Source organism: Bradyrhizobium sp., from assembly GCF_047605465.1.
Lineage (GTDB): Bacteria > Pseudomonadota > Alphaproteobacteria > Rhizobiales > Xanthobacteraceae > Bradyrhizobium.
Genome location: NZ_JASGFS010000037.1, coordinates 20,413 through 38,156 on the forward strand (window position 1 = coordinate 20,413; position 17,744 = coordinate 38,156).

General features: G+C 61.7%; 16 protein-coding genes and 1 tRNA gene. 7 read left to right on the plus strand and 10 right to left on the minus strand.

All coding sequences use genetic code 11. The features are described from left to right. Positions 1–103: 103 nt before the first annotated feature. Positions 104–928 carry an AraC family transcriptional regulator gene (locus QM712_RS23660; protein WP_415025560.1) on the minus strand — a complete coding sequence of 275 codons (825 nt, stop codon included), beginning with the start codon at positions 926–928 and terminating at the stop codon, positions 104–106. Between the two features lie 1,019 nt (positions 929–1,947). Here QM712_RS23660 and QM712_RS23665 point away from each other — a divergent pair. Continuing rightward, positions 1,948–2,994 carry a ParA family protein gene (locus QM712_RS23665; protein ID WP_415025561.1) on the plus strand — a complete coding sequence of 349 codons (1,047 nt, stop codon included), beginning with the start codon at positions 1,948–1,950 and terminating at the stop codon, positions 2,992–2,994. Between the two features lie 676 nt (positions 2,995–3,670). Further along, positions 3,671–4,453: a DNA-processing protein DprA gene (locus QM712_RS23670; protein WP_415025562.1), complete on the plus strand. Its 783-nt coding sequence runs from the start codon at positions 3,671–3,673 to the stop codon at positions 4,451–4,453. On the opposite strand, the gene QM712_RS23675 is transcribed toward QM712_RS23670, so the two are convergent. Next, positions 4,421–5,038 carry a ComF family protein gene (locus QM712_RS23675; RefSeq protein ID WP_415025563.1) on the minus strand — a complete coding sequence of 206 codons (618 nt, stop codon included), beginning with the start codon at positions 5,036–5,038 and terminating at the stop codon, positions 4,421–4,423. The genes QM712_RS23670 and QM712_RS23675 overlap by 33 nt on opposite strands. Positions 5,039–5,468: 430 nt before the next feature. Between QM712_RS23675 and QM712_RS23680 the strand changes: the two genes are divergently transcribed. After that, positions 5,469–6,107, plus strand: coding sequence for a recombinase family protein (locus QM712_RS23680; protein ID WP_415025564.1), 639 nt, complete (start codon positions 5,469–5,471; stop codon positions 6,105–6,107). A 551-nt stretch (positions 6,108–6,658) separates the two neighbouring features. Continuing rightward, positions 6,659–7,354, plus strand: coding sequence for a hypothetical protein (locus QM712_RS23685; protein WP_415025565.1), 696 nt, complete (start codon positions 6,659–6,661; stop codon positions 7,352–7,354). 190 nt (positions 7,355–7,544) lie between these two features. Here the strand turns inward: QM712_RS23685 and QM712_RS23690 are convergent, their stop codons facing one another. The 3 genes from QM712_RS23690 to QM712_RS23700 all read right to left on the minus strand — a co-directional run bounded on the left by QM712_RS23690 (position 7,545) and on the right by QM712_RS23700 (position 10,069). Further along, a complete protein-coding gene (locus QM712_RS23690; RefSeq protein ID WP_415025566.1) occupies positions 7,545–7,907 on the minus strand; it encodes a hypothetical protein in 363 nt (120 codons plus the stop codon). A 328-nt stretch (positions 7,908–8,235) separates the two neighbouring features. Beyond that, a complete protein-coding gene (locus QM712_RS23695) occupies positions 8,236–9,894 on the minus strand; it encodes a tyrosine-type recombinase/integrase (RefSeq protein WP_415025567.1) in 1,659 nt (552 codons plus the stop codon). 88 nt (positions 9,895–9,982) lie between these two features. Then, positions 9,983–10,069 (minus strand) — tRNA-Leu (locus QM712_RS23700). Between the two features lie 152 nt (positions 10,070–10,221). On the opposite strand from QM712_RS23700, the gene QM712_RS23705 reads away from it, so the two are divergent. Then, complete coding sequence (locus tag QM712_RS23705) at positions 10,222–11,187, plus strand: complex I NDUFA9 subunit family protein (RefSeq protein WP_415025568.1); 966 nt, start codon at positions 10,222–10,224, stop codon at positions 11,185–11,187. Positions 11,188–11,338: 151 nt separating this feature from the next. On the opposite strand, the gene QM712_RS23710 is transcribed toward QM712_RS23705, so the two are convergent. From QM712_RS23710 to QM712_RS23720, 3 genes are all read right to left on the minus strand, one after another. Then, positions 11,339–12,079, minus strand: coding sequence for an SDR family oxidoreductase (locus QM712_RS23710; RefSeq protein WP_415025569.1), 741 nt, complete (start codon positions 12,077–12,079; stop codon positions 11,339–11,341). A 3-nt stretch (positions 12,080–12,082) separates the two neighbouring features. Then, positions 12,083–13,414, minus strand: a complete 1,332-nt coding sequence (locus QM712_RS23715) for an FAD-binding oxidoreductase (RefSeq protein WP_415025570.1) — start codon at positions 13,412–13,414, stop codon at positions 12,083–12,085. Positions 13,415–13,559: 145 nt separating this feature from the next. Further along, positions 13,560–14,366 (minus strand): undecaprenyl-diphosphate phosphatase, encoded by an 807-nt coding sequence (locus tag QM712_RS23720; protein WP_415025571.1) that lies wholly within the window; start codon positions 14,364–14,366, stop codon positions 13,560–13,562. 168 nt (positions 14,367–14,534) lie between these two features. Between QM712_RS23720 and QM712_RS23725 the strand changes: the two genes are divergently transcribed. After that, entirely contained in the window at positions 14,535–15,227 is a 693-nt protein-coding gene (locus tag QM712_RS23725; protein WP_415025572.1) for a glutathione S-transferase family protein, read from the plus strand. Between the two features lie 96 nt (positions 15,228–15,323). Further along, a complete protein-coding gene (locus QM712_RS23730) occupies positions 15,324–16,121 on the plus strand; it encodes an acyl-CoA thioesterase domain-containing protein (RefSeq protein WP_415025573.1) in 798 nt (265 codons plus the stop codon). A 117-nt stretch (positions 16,122–16,238) separates the two neighbouring features. Here the strand turns inward: QM712_RS23730 and QM712_RS23735 are convergent, their stop codons facing one another. Then, positions 16,239–16,706 carry a nuclear transport factor 2 family protein gene (locus QM712_RS23735; RefSeq protein ID WP_415025574.1) on the minus strand — a complete coding sequence of 156 codons (468 nt, stop codon included), beginning with the start codon at positions 16,704–16,706 and terminating at the stop codon, positions 16,239–16,241. An 87-nt stretch (positions 16,707–16,793) separates the two neighbouring features. After that, positions 16,794–17,603 carry an alpha/beta hydrolase gene (locus QM712_RS23740; protein ID WP_415025575.1) on the minus strand — a complete coding sequence of 270 codons (810 nt, stop codon included), beginning with the start codon at positions 17,601–17,603 and terminating at the stop codon, positions 16,794–16,796. Between the last annotated feature and the right edge of the window lie 141 nt (positions 17,604–17,744).

Consider the following 17,744-nt stretch of genomic DNA (forward strand, 5'->3'; position numbering starts at 1 on the left):
TTCGCTTCATGCGTAGGCAGCTCCTCACGGAGCTGCGCGCGCAAGCATGACTCGCAAAGCGCTCGAACGCTGATTTCGGGTGCACGCGTGGAGCAGCCTCGCCCTAGACGACGCGCACCGCAGTCAGGCTGCTCTGTCCGGCAAACTCGGTCGGCGATTTTCCGGTCACCTGCCGGAATGCATGCGAGAATGCGGGAACGCTGGCGTAGCCGAGATCGGATGCGAGCTGGCCGACCGAGAGATGGCGCTCGGTCGACAGTCGCCCGATGGCGGCCGCGATCCGCGCGCGCTGACACCAGGCCTTGAAGCTCAGCCTGGTCTCCGCAACGAAGAGGCGCGACAAGGTGCGTGCCGAGGTCCCGACTTCTTCAGCCAGGGTGGTGATCTCGTGGACATCCCCGGGAGCCGCCAGCACCAATTCGGCGGCGCGACGGCAGCGGGGATCGTTGGGCAGCGGCACGAAGGTCGATGAATCGTCCACCTGGCGCAACTCGCGCAGGGCAAGACGGACGAGCAGCGCCGTGCGAAGCGCGTCGTCGTTCCCGTCGAACAGGGCCAGGATCGCCTGCTGCAGCAGCGGCGAAACCTGGATCACGAATTCCTGGTCGAGCCGGTCGCCATGGCCCTCGCGGTCGAGCCAGTCCTGCTCGAAATACAGCGTCCGCATCTGGATGTCGGCGAGCATGTGAATTTCATGCGTCAGGCCTCCCGGTACCCAGACCGCCCTGTCCGGCGGCACCAGCCACCGCCCCTTCGGCGTGGTGACCTGCATCGTACCGCTGGCGGCATAGACCAGCTGCGCTTCATGATGCCGGTGTGGGTCGAGCCACACGCCCTGGAGGTAGCTCAGCGCGATCAAGCCGACGCCGGCCTCGGCATTCCCGCGGTCACGGCCGATCCCGCGAATTGGCGCTTCAAGTTTATTCATGGCAGGAGCCCGTCAGCCGACTAAATCCGGTCGCTTATAGGACAAGTAGATCGAGGCTCGCTTGCAATTTATTTGAGCGAGCATCGCTCGCCGCCGATCCGAGATCGCACAAGCGATCGGCCGGCAAACTCTTGTCGCGGTCACAACAGGAGCGCATGCCGCGGAGGCACGTCGTTATCTCGCGGGGTTCGGCGGTAAAGGAAAACGGACGGACGGCGTACGCTCGCCGGGCGTCACCAAAACGACGCGGAGCGGAAACCGCGCGCGTAGCGCCCATCGCGAATGCCTGACGGAGCAGGCTGCACAGCTCATCGGGAGCGAGATCCATCCAGGCGCATCGGCCGGACAGATCCGGACAGCAGCGCTGCGCCACACTGGTTGAACAGCCAGTGCCGCCGCAGCCGCTAAGCAGGCCTATCTATCTGGAATAACTTAATATTCAGAAGAGTGGTGCCCAGGAAAGGATCGGCCGCCGGACCCCCGAGAGGTTTGAAATATCAGAGTTTTTTGGAAACAGAAAGCCGGATGTTACACAGCGAAGTACACACCGGCAGTTAGCAAAAGGGGAGCCTCTCGGCCCCCCTTCCGTACCTGTTGAAGTCTTCACGGTTAGCGATCGCGGACATGGATAGGCCAAGCCCGAAGCCCGTACTTATGGGCATCGAGCCGCGCCCCTGTCCGAGGATCGTACCGAAAACGCCTAAAGATGACGTTCGGCTTCCTCTTCATGGGAGTAGCCCCCGGAACGGAGGAGGTCCTTGACTTTCGCTCCGAACGCGACGCTATAGGGTTGCGGACCAAATAGGTGCGTTAAGGCAATTGTCGTCGCTCTCGTGATGGCAAGTTCCGCTGCCCACCTGTCGATTACTAGGACTTAGAATTAGGGGGCCCTGACCGGCTCCCTTTTTTGTCTCCATGCGAATCGTCAACAAACTTCCTAGTCTGTATACACCGTCACGGTTGCCGTGACAATGGAAACACCCTAGATTCCTCCGAGACGTTGTACACAGGAGGGGCTGGTGGCCACCGAACTCGTTGGCTTGGCGGAGATTGCGGCGCTGTTTGGAATAACCAAGCAGGTCGCGAGCAACTGGCGCACGCGAAAGAAAAACTTTCCGGCGGCAATCGCTGATCTCAAAAGCGGCCCCGTGTGGCAACGTGACGACATCATCAAATGGGCAAAGCAGGAATCAATCCCGCTGGCCGAAGATGGCAAATCGGCCCGCCCTTCGAAGAAGGCTCCAACTCATGATGCTGTCATCGTTGCACTAATGAACATGAAGGGCGGTGTCGGTAAATCGACGCTGACCGCGAACCTTGGCTGGTTCGGTGTGTTTGAGCGTACGTGCCGTGTTCTGCTGGTTGATCTCGATCCGCAGTTTAATCTGAGTCAGTACATTCTCGGGACGGAAGGCTACGAGGAATTACTGAAGGAGAAAAGTCCAACGGTCGAAGTCGTGTTCAGGAACGAAGGAAGGCCGAACAGCATCGTCAGCCTTATACGCAATGTTCAAGAATATCACGACGGCTCTTGCATTCACCTTATCCCAGCAAGCCTAGAGTTAGGTTGGACCATTAAGACAGCCTCCGACAAAGCGCAGCTTCTGAAGAAGTATCTAGATGAAGTGCGAAACCGCTACGATCTCATCCTTATCGACTGTCCACCCACGGAGTCTTTGCTGTCGTTCGCGGCGTACTATGCGGCTGACTATGTCTTCATCCCCGTAAAGCCCGAATTCCTCCCTACAATCGGGTTGCCGTTGCTAAAGAAATCAATGGAAGAGTTTGCCAGCGTGTATCCGGAAGCCAGCGTGCCAGAGGTGGGCGGCATCATCTTCAATGATACGACCAACAAGCCCGAGCAGACGAGGTCAAAGCGGGCAGTCCAGGAACTAGCCAAGGCCTACAAGTGGAAGGTTTTTCGCAACGAGCTGAGCCATTCGGAGTCTTATCCGGCCGGCGCCAGAACCGCGAGGCCCATCTTTTTGACGGACAACGCACGATGGACAAAAAAGGACGAGCTAAGCAGGGTAGGCACTGAATTTCTTCAGGAGATTGGGCTTTGACTTCCAGACAAGCAGCATTGTTGAGGCAGGTCCTTTCGTTGCTTCGCAAGTACACGGCCCGCGACATCGAGCGAGCTCTCGCGAACGTAAAGCCGACATCCCCTGCCAAATCCGTTAGATCCTCAGCGGAGAAACGTGCCAACAAGGGCAAAGCTCTGGCAAAGACCAAGAGCAAGAAGACGAATAGACCCAAATCTACGAAGCGAGCCGTCAAGAAGAGCGCGTCTCTAAAGGTTCCGAAGCTCGTTGATACGCCCAACGCAGAGACTAGCTTGCGCGAATGGGCCAGGATTATATCCAGCTCTAAGGACTCGAAGGACTAGCCTAGTACCGCGGTTTATCACGTATAGCTCTGCCTCCGATCGGCTGCGCGGATTCGAGTTCTTGCCACGGCTATTGTTCGGCGTTCCCCGAGGCCCGGCTCTTGCGTCGGATCGGCAAATCGCCGCGGGTGCCCGTTGGACAATGGCCCCTCTTCGCGATGTCGCTGGCGTGACGGTCCCGTAATTTACAATCAAGCGTTGATCCCGCCCCGAAGGAAATCGGGGGGCGCTATGTGGTTGAAAAGTAGAATCTTTTGATTCAGCCGCTAAGCCATTGAATCAAAACTAAAAAGACCTTTCGCAGCCGCGGATTCAAGGATATAGTTCCGCGGGAACGAATCGCGGGCAGGTGCATGATTCAATTTGCAGCTAAGGCAAGGCGCGATGATCCCGAGATGACGTTGACGAGATCGAAGTACGTTGGGCCCGCCCAGCCACAGAGGACGAATCTCGCTCATGCGCTCGATGGTACGAATCGCTTGCCCGACTCCCGTCAAGGAGACTGGCTGGGAAATCAAAAGAGCATTGGCGATCAAATCCTGCATTATGCAGGTGATCTCTCTCTCCTGACGCGGCCGTGCGTTTCCATCGTTGGGACGAGAGAAGTATCAGAAGCTGGAAAAAAAGCGACGGATTGGCTCGCTCGAAAGCTGTCAGGCCAAGGCGTGGTTATCGTTTCCGGCTTGGCGTATGGCGTTGATACGGTAGCCCACTCCTCGACGATTGACGCAGGAGGAAGCACGGTCGCCGTAATTGCCACGCCGCTCGATAAAGCGACGCCATCAGAGAACGCAGAGCTGCAAACCGCAATCTACGAGCGGCACCTACTAATTTCGCAGTTCGCCCCAGGTGAAAGGACCCACAAATCCTCCTTTCCGCTGCGCAATCGTTTGATGGCAACGATTTCCGATGCGACGGTGGTTATGGAAGCGTCGGACACTTCTGGGACACTGCATCAAGCTGCGGAATGCACTAGATTGGGCCGATGGCTTTTCATCTCGAAAGCCGTTGTCGACAATCCTCGCCTAACGTGGCCGCACAGATTTTTGAAGTATGACACGTGTGTGGTTCTGGAGCGGGTCTCCCAGATCACAGACCGATTGCTAGACCAGTCCAATCGCCGCGCAAACGACTGATCTTGCCCCTGCCTGAGCTAGTAGTCGGCGGCAGGCGTGCAGGGAGTGACCGGTTTTCGTAACATCGTCCAACAATAAAATATCTCGCATAGCGACGGAACGGGGATCGCCGACAGAAACGCTCTCCAGATGAACTTGCTCGCTTCGGTCTCCGCCATGGGCAAGCTTGTCGATTCTCTTCGTTCGCAAGAGCACCCCAGAGGCATCAAGCCGCTGGCGCCCCCCTTTCGCGATTTCGGCTGCCAACGTACGCAGTCCCGGGCTCACTCTTGCAGGATCATGTCCCGGAACGACGGCTACCGCGAAATTGTCCCCTAACGCGGGGGCCATCAAGTTCGCGAAGTAGGCAGCCGCACCGTCCTTACCGTCCTTGAGATCAAGTATCTTGCCGCTGTATTCCGGGTAGTTGGATCGATCTCCGCCCATCGCGCGATGCACGCCCCAGGGCCGATAGTCGCCAAAGATCGCGATGTCATTCCAAAACCGTTGGTGATTTGAGATTATCAAGTTTGCCAGTCCTATCTTGGGCTGATCCGATGCAATGGCGAGGCTGAGCGACTCCGGCACAAAATTCGTAGTGGTCACGAATGTGAGGGGTGACCTAGGCTGAAGTAACAGCGGTCCTCCCCCGTGGGGGTGGGTATTGCGGTCACGCGACAAGCTTCCACCGCGGATGGTCCAGTGAATGTAGGTGCTTGTCGCAGAGCCTGCCGGCGATTGGGCTAATCTGGCTGTGATCCGTCCCTCAGTGCGGATGAGTGGTGTGGGGTTTCTCGCCTCGCAGTTCATCCGAGAATCGATTTTTCCGGACCCTTATAGCACGGTGTAGGCAGCGAGAGGCTGTAAGCCTCAGCTCTCACACGTAATTGGCGCCTACCTCAATGAGATTGTCCGTTAAGGTATACCCTTTCGGTCGGCCGGAAGCCAAGTTGCCGCGCGTCCGCTAAGGTTGACTTTGTTCAACGGACATTATATTCAACGGACAATATCCTAACGGACAAGGAAGGGCCCTCTTATGGCCGTGATTTTCTACGCTCGCGTTTCGACCGCCGAGCAAACGATCGAACACCAGCGCCAACAAGCTGAGGCGGCCGGCTTCAAGATAGACCGGGTGGTCGCCGATCACGGTGTGTCAGGGGTCACCACCGCTCTGGCAGACCGGCCGGAGGGGAAGCGCCTCTTCGACATTCTCCGCAGCGGGGACACGCTGGTCGTGCGCTGGGTTGACCGTCTCGGTCGGAACTACGCTGATGTATGCGACACCATCCGCCAGTTCATGCGGCAAGGGGTCGTAATCCGGACTGTGATCAACGGACTGACATTCGATGGGGCGACGAAGGACCCGATGCAGCAAGCCGTCCGGGACGCTCTCATCGCCTTCATGGCCGCAACCGCGCAGGCCAACGCGGAGGCGATGAAGGAGGCACAGCGCGGCGGCATTGCGCTGGCTCGCTCGACGGACGGCGAAGCGAAGTATCGGGGCCGGAAACCCAGTTTCAGCAAAGAACAGTTCTCCGCCGTTTGCGAAATGTTGGAGCTATCGGCGGGAATCGGTGAAATCGCCAGCGCCACAGGCTTGAGCCGGCAGACTATCTATCGCATCCGAGATGACCGGACGGGGGCGCAAAGCGCTCTGGCGCGATGGCAAGGGTAGATGCCTCCCGTCGCGGGTATCCAAGTTCCCCTGTCTGCGCGATGGGCTGCCCCTGCAACAACCACCCATCGTTGTTTGCGAGAAAAAACAACAATCTAAAGTAAGCTACAAAACGGAAAATCGGGCTCATATACCTCAATGATATCAATGACCTGTGTGTCAGTCACTATAGATGGCCCTCAGGATTACCCAGAGGAGCCTTTCGACCCTCGGAGGGTGCGGCTCGAAGCTGTCCCTCGCAGGAGAGAACATCCAAGGCTTAGGAAGTCTCCGTTCCTAATGGGATACACCGGGCCAAAAGCGAAGTCGGATCAAAGGCCTGCGGGTTTGCCTATCATGATGCCCTACATCTCCGTTTAGGGAACCCCGGGGCGAAATTCCTTAGCAATCGCAAGCCCCTGTGGGTCGCTCCCTATTGAAAGAGCCCGGAGCATTTAGCTGCCCTTGGGGTCTCGCGTGACACCACCTCTGTCGTGCACTTCTCGAAAACACCCTCTACGGCCCCCTTAGCGGGCACCAAGCCACCCAACATCAGCCAAAGGAGAACCACAATGGCGAAGCCCTCGCCGGAACGAACCCGCATGCCTGCCTATCCGCCCATCTCAAAGGCGGGGTATGAGGCGCTGTGCAGCTATCTCGACCAAGACCAAGCTTACTGGGCGGACCCATCGAAGCCGGACCCCAGCTTACTGTGGGTGGGCATACCGCAAGGGTCCATTTTGGCGCTTACTCCCGCGCTAGGGATACAAGTGAAAGACACCGGCCCCGAGGGAGCACTGCGCAGTCCCCGGCATGTAGACCCTGAGACGGTAGTCGCCATCCGCCTGCTACTACTCGCCGGGGGATCGTTCGGACTGAATCGCAAGAACATGGATCAACCCAGCCGGAAGGATTACCCGCACCTCCGGTGGTGCATCGCTGGGCAGGACTACAAGGTGCCCTTGCTACGTCTGATCGCAGACACCCAAGCTGGCTATCAGACCTCCAGCGGGGAGAACCACTACTACCTACGGCGTGCGGATATACCCGACCGTGAGGCGCACCGGCCAAGCTTCGACCTTACGCAGGAGGGCAAGCCAACGAAGTCTCCCTACTTGGACCGTGATGATGCCATCGACCTCGCATGTCGGCTGCTCTGCCAGAATGCCGACAAGCTTGACTTCAAGGTGACACCCGAGGAGCTACGGCGCCGGATAGCTCAGGCCTTCGCACTTCTCGACAATCGCCCGCTAAAACAGCCCTCCTGAGGGGCCAACCAGGCGAGTACTGCGGAGGCGGACCGTCATCAACCTTTGGGGCGCAGAGCCCGGAGTCAGTGCTCAATATGATCTGCTTGGCTCCGGGCGAAATTGATACCGCCCCCCCCCCGGGGTACCTCTTGGGGGCCACAAGAGGATTGGCTTTGAGGGGGGGGGGCCCTATCGGCTTGCCTCGATATCAGGTCAGTCCAAACAGTCCCATGAAGGCCCACCTCGCGGTCACAATCGGCGCCCCGATCTCAAAGACGTTCAGCAGCAGGCTTGCGAAACCCGTCAGTACGGCTAGCGCGGGCTTGCCACGTGCATGGTTAAGGTAAAAGCCCCGATGGGCGGCAAAGAGGTAGTGGCTCGCGGCTCCAAATATAAGCGCAGCAGCAAACATTCCGCCCAGGAAGAACACTGCCGCTTGCCATGAAAGGAACGGTGCAACTGGTGTAGTCGCGAAGTAGTAGACACCGGTCGCGATCCAAAGCAGTGCGGCTATCCGACCGGCAGCCTCCTTCTTCTTATCGTCGGTGAGTGCAGTTGCCGTCGCATTCATCGTTCCAACTCCCGGAGGGCGAGCCCACGGTGCGCCCCCGTAAGCAATTGCCTCTTGACCCCTGGTGATCGGGGAGTTGGAAAACCGAACAAGCCGGTCCCTACGACCTTTAGTTCGGGTGAACCTGGACATACGTCGCAGGCTCCCCGACCATAATGGTCAAGGATTCGGTGCCAAACCCGGTGACACCAACCGCTTGTTCAGGGTTTCCACGCCCCGGAGCGACGCGTATCGCTCAATGAGAGTCTAACGGACTTGCCCTCGACTCGGCAACGGTTTGAGAAGCAACGGGCGCTCTAGACGTGGCACGCCTGCCGCTCATCGTGCCCTAATATACTCGGACGTTCGGAAACTTCGCGATAGCGTTTGACTTCGCCTTGATCGTTACGTCTCCGTAGCCCTCCGAGACATTGCGCGGCGCATGCCCCTGTATCGCATCCAGCACGCGCATCTCGACGCCATGATCAATGCCAACCGTCTTGAACCGATGCCGCCAGCCGTGGCTAGGATCAACGTTCTTGTCCGTCACCACCTCGCGGACGAACTCATTGACCTTATTCCGCGCCGTCTTCACCGCGTTGCGCACGCCTAACTCGCCAGCCTTGGGATCAATGAACAGATAGCCGCCCTTCGAACTCTCATAGAACTCCAAGAAGCCCGCCTCGATAACTTGCCGATGGAGCACGACATCACGCGCTTCATCCGTCTTCACCGGCCCCGCCTCGGGCGTCACATGCAGCACCCAGAGCTTGCCTTCGCGCCTAAGGTCCTCCTTGCGAATCTGGATCATCTCGCCAACGCGGGCCCCCGTGAAGGCGCACAGCCACGGCACCCACCGCTTGGCCGCCGCCAGCTTCGGAGCCTCGCGGCCGGGCACGAACTCGCGAGCATGCTTCAGGATGGCGATTGCCTCGGAATCATAGAACCCCTTCGAGCGGAGTTTGCGCGGCTTTCCGACCTTGATTGTGATCCCTTCGGCCGGGTTGCTCGGCAGCCGCCGATTGACCACCGCCCAACCGAACACCGTCTTCATCCCCGCGAGGTCGCTATCCTTCACGGTCTTCGGGCTCACGCCGCTCTGCACGCGATAATCCTTGAAGCGAACGATGTTCTCCGGCGTCACCCGGCTGGCGGTGTCGTGCTTCAAGAACGTCACGAGCCGGGCCATCGAGTTGCGATAGCTCTCGTAGGTGCTCTGCTTCCGGCCAGCCCGCTTGGCTTCCTTCCACCAGTCCTCAACCAGCCCGGTGAGGGAATTCTTAGAGGGGCTCCGCTTTGGCTTTTCCTTGGGCGCATCTGCCAGAGCCTGCCACTCAGGGAAGCGAGCGGCCTTGGGGTCCGGCGAATAGTCTCCCCCAGCATTCCGTTGACGGCTCGCGAAGGCGTCACGCAGCGCCATCCAAAAGGCGGTGAGCAAGAGAGCGCGTGAATCGCTATCGACCCGGCGAATGCCCTTGGTCAGCAAGAGTCGGTCCACGATGGGCCCGAGCACCTTCTCTAATCTCTTGGCCTCTCCGTCACCGCCAACCCTTTCCCACATCTCCGTTACGGCCGCCCAGTGAGCTTCCTGCTCCTCGTGGCTTTCAGTATCCGGCGCCCAGCCGACACCGGGCGTGTGGACCATAGCGACACTCCGGGCTCGGCTCTCGCTGTCCGCCCAGACGCGATAGAGTTCGCCTGCCAAGGCTGTCGCCTGCCGGTGGGTAAGATGTGCGGGAGCATCACTGCGCAGCGACTTCCAGACCGACTCTAGAAAGGCCGCAGCAGCCGCCTGACGGGTTTTTATTTCGCTTGGGTCTGTAGTGCGGAGAGAGAATCTAATCGCCTGTGCGCTCTCGCCGGGCGTCACAAACACGAAGCCATCACCGAGAGGAATCGCGAGTGTATTGCCTATCGCCTCGTCGCGAACGTCGGCCGGAATGCGTTGCACAAAAAGAGGAGAGCGAGACCCGTCCCGGCTCATCGGCCGAACAACCCTGAACAGCAATGTTACACCCCATTGTTACACAGTCGGGGCCAACGCAACACTCTGATTGGGCTTATCTATCTGGATTTGTTTGATATCCAGAATCGTATGGTGCCCAGGAAAGGACTCGAACCTTCACGGCCGTTAAGCCACTGGCACCTGAAGCCAGCGCGTCTACCAATTCCACCACCTGGGCATGCCGTTTGGGGCACGGAGGCGGTTACTACGGTTCGGTGACGCGGTTGTCAATTCATGCGTGCCCTCCGGTTTGGGCTTGCGGATTGCGCATCGCAAACCGGCCCGATACAAGCCTGACAAGACGCACTCTTCCTGCAGGAATGGACCCCCATGGCATCGAATCTGGAAACTCTCGTCACGGTTTTCGGCGGATCGGGGTTTTTGGGCCGGAATGTCGTCCGCGCCCTCTGCAAACGCGACTACCGGGTTCGAGTCGCCGTGCGCCGGCCGGAACTCGCGGGCTTCCTGCAGCCCTCCGGCAAGGTCGGCCAGGTCCACACCGTGCAGGCCAATCTGCGCTATCCGGCCTCGGTCGAGGCCGCGATGCGTGATTCGCATATCGCCATCAATCTGGTCGGCATTCTCGCCGAGGGTGGCGGGCAGACCTTCGACGCCGTCCAGGCCAAGGGGGCCGAGACCGTCGCCAAGGCGGCCGCCGCCGCCGGGGCCAGCCTGGTGCATGTCTCTGCGATCGGCGCCGATGCGCAATCGCCCTCGCGCTATGCCAGGGCCAAGGCGGCCGGCGAGCAGGCCGTGACCGCCGCGGTGCCGTCGGCCACGATCTTCCGCCCCTCCGTGATGTTCGGGCCCGAGGACCAGTTCACCAACCGCTTCGCCGCGCTCGCCCGGATGTCGCCCGTGCTGCCGCTGATCGGCGGCGAGACGAAGATGCAGCCGGTCTATGTCGGCGACGTCGCCACCGCGATCGCGGATGCCATCGACGGCAAGGCCAAGCAGGGTGCCACCTACGAACTCGGCGGGCCGGAAGTGCTGACCATGCGCGAGATCATCGAGGCGATCCTCGCCATCACCGACCGCGAGCGCATGCTGCTTCCGCTGCCGTTCGGCCTTGCCCGTATCAAGGCCGCCTTCCTGCAGTTCGCGCCCGGCGCGCTGAAGCTGACGCCGGACCAGGTCACGCTGCTCGAGCGCGACAATGTCGTGTCGGACGCGGCGAAATCCGCCGGACTGACGCTGGAAGGCCTCGGCATCACGGCCGATTCGCTGGAAGCGATCGCCCCACAATATCTCTGGCGCTTCCGCGCCGCGGGCCAGTTCCAGCGCAAGAACGCGTAAACTCACCACGTCGTCATGCCCGGGCCTGACCCGGGTACTCACGTCTCGTGGCGGTTGCGGATGCGTTGATGGCCGGGTCGAGTCCGGCCATGACGAAACGGAGAGCCGGGCGACGGAGCGCGCCGTCGCCACGACGCAAATCGCTCAAGCCTCAGAACTTCAGCTTCTTGAAGATCGCTTCCGGCAGCGTCTTGATGACGAGCATCACGAGTCGCCATTTGCCGCTGACATAGACGACGTCGGCCTTCTTCTCGACGGCCGCGAGGATCGCATCGCCGACCACCGGCGCCTCGACGGTCAGCGGGCCGATCAGCTTCATGCCCTCGGTCATCTTGGTGCGGACGAAGCCCGGCTTCACGGTGACGACGTGAACGCCGCTGCGGCTGGCGCGGGCGCGCAAGCCCGAGAGGAACGCCGAGAAGCCGGCCTTGGCGGAGCCGTAGACATAGTTCGAGGCGCGCCCCCGATCGCCCGCGACCGACGACACCCCGACGATCGTGCCGGTGCCGCGGGCCAGGAACTTCTCCGCGAACAGGCCGAGGATCAGCGACGGGCCTTCGTAATTCGAGCGCATGATCGTGGCGGCGTGCGCGAGATCCGCCTGCGCCGTCTCCTGCGTGCCAAGCAATCCCACGATCGAGACGACGACATCCGGCAATACGGCAAGGCCGCCGACGAAGCCGTCGAAGGAAGCGGTATCGAGCACGTCGAATTTCGACACGCTCACCCCGACATTGTAACGCGCGCCGAGATCGGCGACGTCGGGCTCCAGCGCGGCGGCGTCGCGCCCCGCGAGCTGCACGTCGTATCCCGCCTTGGCAAAGGCGCGCGCGGCTGCGCGACCAATGTCGGAGGAGCCACCAAGCACCAATACTGTCTTGCGCGACGTCACGGCCTAGACCTCATCAAACAGTCGTTGTGAAAGTTTCGATCGGATATTCCCCGCGGGATCGAGCGATCTGCGGATCGCGTTGAAACGCGGCAAGGCCGGATAGCCGGCCTCGAAGGTCGCGCGCGACTGGCGCGCGTCCTTGGCGAGATACAGCCGCCCGCCAGCGGCGACGACGACGCGGTCGATCTCGTCGAGGAAATTCAGGATGTCGCCCCGCACCGGGAAATCCAGCGCGAGCGTGTAGCCGGGCAGCGGAAACGACAATATGCCGTCACCCTGGCCGAGCTTCTTGAGCACCGCGAGGAACGAAGCGTCGCCGCGTCTTGCGACACGCTCGAGAATGGTGCCGAGCACGTCGCGCGCGCCCTGCGCCGGAACCACGCATTGATGCTGGAGGAATCCGCGCCGGCCATAAATGCGATTCCAGGCGCCGACGCTGTCGAGCGGAAAGAAATAGGGATAGAGCGAGACCAGATGGCTGCCGCCGGCACGCCTCGCGCCCATGCGGTAGTAGAGCTCGTTGAAGGCGCGGATGCTGTAGCGGTTCAGCGTCATCGACGGAAGATCGACGGGCACGCTCAGCCCGGGAGCCTTGCCGGACGGAAAGCGATCGGCACCGTCCGCCAGCTCGTTCGCGCGGGCATGCTCACCGAGATAGATCAGTGCGCGGCCGAGATCACCGCCGCGCGCGGCGCAATCGATCCACGCCACCGAATAGGTCGCGGCATCGCCGGCATCGAGCGCACGCATCGCCGCATCGAGATCGGACGCCGAGATCACGCGCTCGCGGATCCAGCCGGTCTTGACCGGCCGCAGCCCCAATGTCGCCTCGAGGATGACACCGGTCAGCCCCATGCCGCCGACGGTCGCGAAGAACGCATCGGAATTCCGCTCGCGCGAGGCCTCGATGGTCTCGCCCTGCCCGGTGCGCAGCAGGATGCTCTCGACATGACGGCCGAAGCCGCCTTCGCAATGGTGGTTCTTGCCATGCACGTCGGCCGCGATGGCGCCGCCGACGGACACGAAGCGCGTGCCGGGAACGACGAAGGGCAGGTAACCGCGCGGGCCGAAAGTGTCGATCAGGTCGGACAGCAGCACACCGGCTTCGAGACGAATGCGTCCCGTCGCGGGATCGAACGACCTGACCCGGTCGAACCCCGTCATTCCGATGGTCCTGGCAACGCCGATGGCGGCATCGCCATAGGCGCGGCCGTTGCCGCGCGCGACGGCGCCGGCCGCCGACGTGACGGCCTCACCGACCGCCGCGAACGACCGCGGATGCAGGATTTCGGTATCGACGACCGGGAATCGCCCCCAGCCGCTGACGAGCGTCATCGTTCAGCTCCCGCGCAGGGCGAATGCCGCCCCGCCTTGGGAAACTGTCTACCGATCAAAAGCTTATATTGCGTTGAGAGCGCCGGCCCGGCCGGCGGAAGTCACCCGGATGAAGCGCGGACCAATCCGGGCCGCAGCCCAACGGTCAGTGACCGAGCGCCAGCGCGATCAGGCCGAGCGTGCCGATGACGACGCGCCACCACGCGAACACCATGAAGCCGTGGCGCGTGACATATTCCAGGAACGACTTCACCACGATGATCGCGGTGATGAACGACACCACGAAGCCGATCGCAACGATGCCCATGTGGTCCATCGTCATCTCAGAGCGGCTCTTGTAGAAGTCGTAGGCGAACGCGCCGATCATGGTGGGAATGGCGAGGAAGAAGGAGAACTCCGCCGCCGCGCGCTTGTCGGCGCCGAGCAGCATCGCCGCGACGATGCTCGCGCCGGAGCGCGACACGCCCGGGATCATCGCGACGCACTGCGCCATGCCGATATAGAGATACATCAGCAGCGGAAACTTGGTGGCGTCATGCTCGCGCGGCTTGAGATCGAGCCGGTCGACCCAGAGCAGGATGGCGCCGCCGACGATCAGGGTGAAGCAAACCACCCACGGATTGAACAGCACGCTCTTGATGTATTTGCCGGCGACGAGGCCGACCACGACAGCGGGCAGGAACGCGACCAGCACGCCGATCACGAAGCGGCGCGAATAGGTGTCGCCCGAGAAGAAGCCGATCACGACGTCCCACAGCTTCTTGAAATAGAGGCCGACGATCGCGAGGATCGCGCCGAGCTGGATCAGGACGGTAAACGAATCCCAGAAGGGACCCTCGCCGAGATGGAAGAAGCGTTCCGCGAGCAACAGGTGGCCGGTCGAGGAAACGGGAAGGAACTCCGTCACACCCTCGATGATGCCGAGGATCACTGCCCGTATTACGTCTGACATATTTACGGTCCATTTCCGCTGGAAAAGCGGGGTTCTTCTCGCCTATTCGTCCTCATGCCGCAATCGCTAAATGCGAAATCGCGGGTTGTCTCGCGGTTTTGAAGGACTAGTGTGGCGCCGCGCAAACATTGATGGATTCTTAAGCACCATCAAATAGTCAAAGGCTTCATGTTCACGCTGTTTCATCATCCGTTCTGCCCGCATTCGCGTTTCATCCGCCTGATCGCGGGAGAATACGGGCTCGAACTACGGCTGGTTGAAGAGCGCAGCTGGGAGCGGCGTGAGGCGTTTCTGCTGCTCAACGCGGCGGGAACGACGCCGGTTCTCGTCGACGACGAGCAGCTTCCGATTCCTGGCGCGGCCATCATCGCCGAATATGTCGACGAAGCTTATGGCGCCGAGATGGGCCCCAAGCGACTGATGCCGGACACGATTGCCGAGCGTGTCGAGGTGCGCCGGCTGATGGCCTGGTTCAACGAGAAGTTCTTCGAGGAAGTCTCGCATCCTCTCGTCACCGAACGCATCTACAAGCGCTTCATGAGCGAGGAGAACGGCGGCGGCGCCCCCTCGGCCGACGTGATGCGCGCGGCGAAGGCGAACGTGCGCTATCACCTCGCCTATATCGGCTGGCTGGCGCAGACGCGCAATTTCCTCGCCGGCGACCGATTGACCTATGCGGACCTCGCCGCGGCGGCGCATCTCTCCGCGATCGACTATCTCGGCGACGTGCCGTGGAGCGAGGACGAGGCCGCGAAGGCCTGGTACGCGCGGGTGAAGTCCCGCCCGTCATTCCGTCCGCTGCTGAGCGAATGGCTGGCCGGCGTGCCGGCCTCGCGGACCTATGTGGACCTCGATTTCTGAGCTCCCGCTCTCGATCAATCGGCCCGAGCACCGCATGAGCGCCGGCTTCAGTCCCGGACCTTGATTTCCCCGCGCGATGCTTCAAGGTCGCGCGCCATGACAAACACGCCCTTCTTCACCCGCGACGGCGACACATTCCATCCGACGGACGTCGCCAACGGTCCGTGGGACCCGAAATCGCTGCACGGACGCGTCATCATCGGCCTGCTCGGCTTCGCCATCGAGGAGCGTCATTCGGGTCCGGAATTCGTGCCAGCGCGGCTGACCGTCGACATGTTTCGCCTGCCGACCATCGACAAGCCGATCGAGGTGACGACGCGGCTGGCGCGCGACGGCCTGCGCATCCGCGTGATCGAGGCGGAATTCTTCTCGGGCGGCGTCAGCATGGCGCGCGCCTCGTGCCAGCTGCTGCGGCGGACGCAGAATCCGGAAGGCAATGTCTGGTCGACCCCGAACTGGGACGCGCCGATGCCGGCGGACATTCCACCGCCGACCGATCCGCGGCTCGGCATGAACGGCAAATGGACGACGCGGCCGATCGTCGGCCACATGGGCGCGCTCGGTCCGCGCCGGCTCTGGATGAGCGAGGTCCGCGAGCTGGTCGCGGGCGTGCCGATGACGCCGTTCGTCCATGTCGCCACCGGCGCCGATTTCGCCAGTCCCTTCGCCAATGCCGGCGACAAGGGGCTCGGCTTCATCAACAGCGACGTGACGATCTATCTGCACCGCTTGCCGGTGACGCGCTGGATCGGATTCGAGGTGGTGAACCACCACGCCACCGACGGCATCGCGATCGGCGAATGCTGGCTCTACGACGAACAGGGCCCGATCGGCACAGCCACGGTGGCCGCGCTGGCGCAGCGCAAGCCGATGGCGAAGCCTCCGCCGCCGTAGTTTTCACCGTCGTCACCGCAGGGCACGCGGAGCGTGAGCCTGGAATCACTTGCGCGACACGACCTGCAGTCCGATGGATTCCGGGCTCGCGCCAAATGGCGCGCCCCGGAATGACAGTCAGCCCAGATGCCGCTTCATCTCCGGCCGCGCCTTCAACTCGGCGCCCTGCTTGCCGACGATCTTCGCGATCCGCTCCGGCGCGAATTTGAGGTCGACGAAGGCCGGCGCGGTGTTGGCGACCTCGTGATAGGAGGCGATCCTGCCGTCGTGCAGCGTCATGATCGCAACGCCCTCGAACATCGCCCGCGCGCCGTTCGCTTCCGGCAAGGTCGAGCGATAGCTGAACGTGTAGCGCGCATAGAGCGTGGTGCCGTCCGACACCGGATCATGCATGTCCCAGCGGAAGTCGGTCGCCGTGCGATAGAACCAGTCCTCGACCATCACGGCGATTTTGTCACGGCCCGCGAAAGCGCCGTAGAACACGTCGTGATAGACGCCGTCCTCGGTGAACAGTTCGGCAAAGGCCTTGCCGTTGCGTTGCTCGACCGCGTCGCAGAAGGCGCGCAGCATGGCGGTGGCGGTCATCGTAGGCCTCCCGGTGTTTTATCGCACCCTCTTGCCCTTGCAGGAGAGGGCAGCTCTGCTCGTTGACACGCATTCACTTGGGCGAGATCACCCGATCTCGGCCACCGCCGCAAGAATACGCGCGATGTCCTGCGGACGCGACAGGCGATGATCGCCGTCCTGGATCATGGTCAGCACGACGTCGTCGGCCGGGAGCCGATGCGTCAACGCGAAGGCGTGCTGCCATGGCACGTCCGGATCCTTCGCGCCCTGCAGGATGCGGACCGGACAGCCGAGGTCGATCGCGCTGCCGAGCACGAGATGGTTGCGTCCCTCCTCGATCAGGTTTCGCGTGATCGGATAGGGCGAGCCGTCGCCATACTCCGATGGCCTGAGCCAGACGCCCGTGGTCTCGATCTCCTTCTTCACCGCGGCCGGGAAGTTCTTCCACATCAGCTCCTCGGTGAAATCGGGCGCCGGCGCGATCAGGACGAGGCCGGCGAGCGATGCGCGTCCTTGCTCGCCTTTCGGTCGAGTCTCCTCGCGCTTCCTCAGTTCGCGGGCGAGCAGCAGCGCCATCCAGCCGCCCATGGACGATCCGATCACGACCTGCGGGCCGTCACAGAACCGCTCGAACACCGCGACGCTTTCCTCGAGCCAGCGCCCGATGGTTCCGTCCGCGAAATCGCCGCCGGATTCGCCGTGGCCCGAATAATCGAACCGGACGGCGGCGCGGCCGCGCTCGCGGGCCCAGGTGTCGAGCGCCACCGCCTTGCTGCCTTGCATGTCGGATTTGAAACCGCCGAGCCAGAACAAGCCGGGTCCCTGTCCCGGACGGCTGCGCACCGCGATCCTGCGCGCTGACGCGCCGGCGCCCATTTCGATGAAACTCGGCGCATCGGAAATCGGATCTGTCATGGAACGTTTACTCTGGTTATCAGGTTTCAGCAGTCTGGCCGGGGCGGCTGCGCGACCCGATGTCAGCATCGACCCTTTGGGACGCTTGCGGAACACAAGCAAGGTGTCTATGTCGAGCAGCGTGCCGTCGGGCGTGGCCAA

Coding starts and splice junctions, on each gene's coding strand:
- QM712_RS23715 (WP_415025570.1), bottom strand. CDS start 13,414: ATGACGCTCGTCAGCGGCTGGGGGCGATTCCCGGTCGTCGATACCGAA.
- QM712_RS23735 (WP_415025574.1), bottom strand. CDS start 16,706: ATGACCGCCACCGCCATGCTGCGCGCCTTCTGCGACGCGGTCGAGCAA.
- QM712_RS23730 (WP_415025573.1), top strand. CDS start 15,324: ATGACAAACACGCCCTTCTTCACCCGCGACGGCGACACATTCCATCCG.
- QM712_RS23705 (WP_415025568.1), top strand. CDS start 10,222: ATGGCATCGAATCTGGAAACTCTCGTCACGGTTTTCGGCGGATCGGGG.
- QM712_RS23690 (WP_415025566.1), bottom strand. CDS start 7,907: ATGAATGCGACGGCAACTGCACTCACCGACGATAAGAAGAAGGAGGCT.
- QM712_RS23680 (WP_415025564.1), top strand. CDS start 5,469: ATGGCCGTGATTTTCTACGCTCGCGTTTCGACCGCCGAGCAAACGATC.
- QM712_RS23685 (WP_415025565.1), top strand. CDS start 6,659: ATGGCGAAGCCCTCGCCGGAACGAACCCGCATGCCTGCCTATCCGCCC.
- QM712_RS23725 (WP_415025572.1), top strand. CDS start 14,535: ATGTTCACGCTGTTTCATCATCCGTTCTGCCCGCATTCGCGTTTCATC.
- QM712_RS23740 (WP_415025575.1), bottom strand. CDS start 17,603: ATGACAGATCCGATTTCCGATGCGCCGAGTTTCATCGAAATGGGCGCC.
- QM712_RS23660 (WP_415025560.1), bottom strand. CDS start 928: ATGAATAAACTTGAAGCGCCAATTCGCGGGATCGGCCGTGACCGCGGG.
- QM712_RS23670 (WP_415025562.1), top strand. CDS start 3,671: ATGATTCAATTTGCAGCTAAGGCAAGGCGCGATGATCCCGAGATGACG.
- QM712_RS23720 (WP_415025571.1), bottom strand. CDS start 14,366: ATGTCAGACGTAATACGGGCAGTGATCCTCGGCATCATCGAGGGTGTG.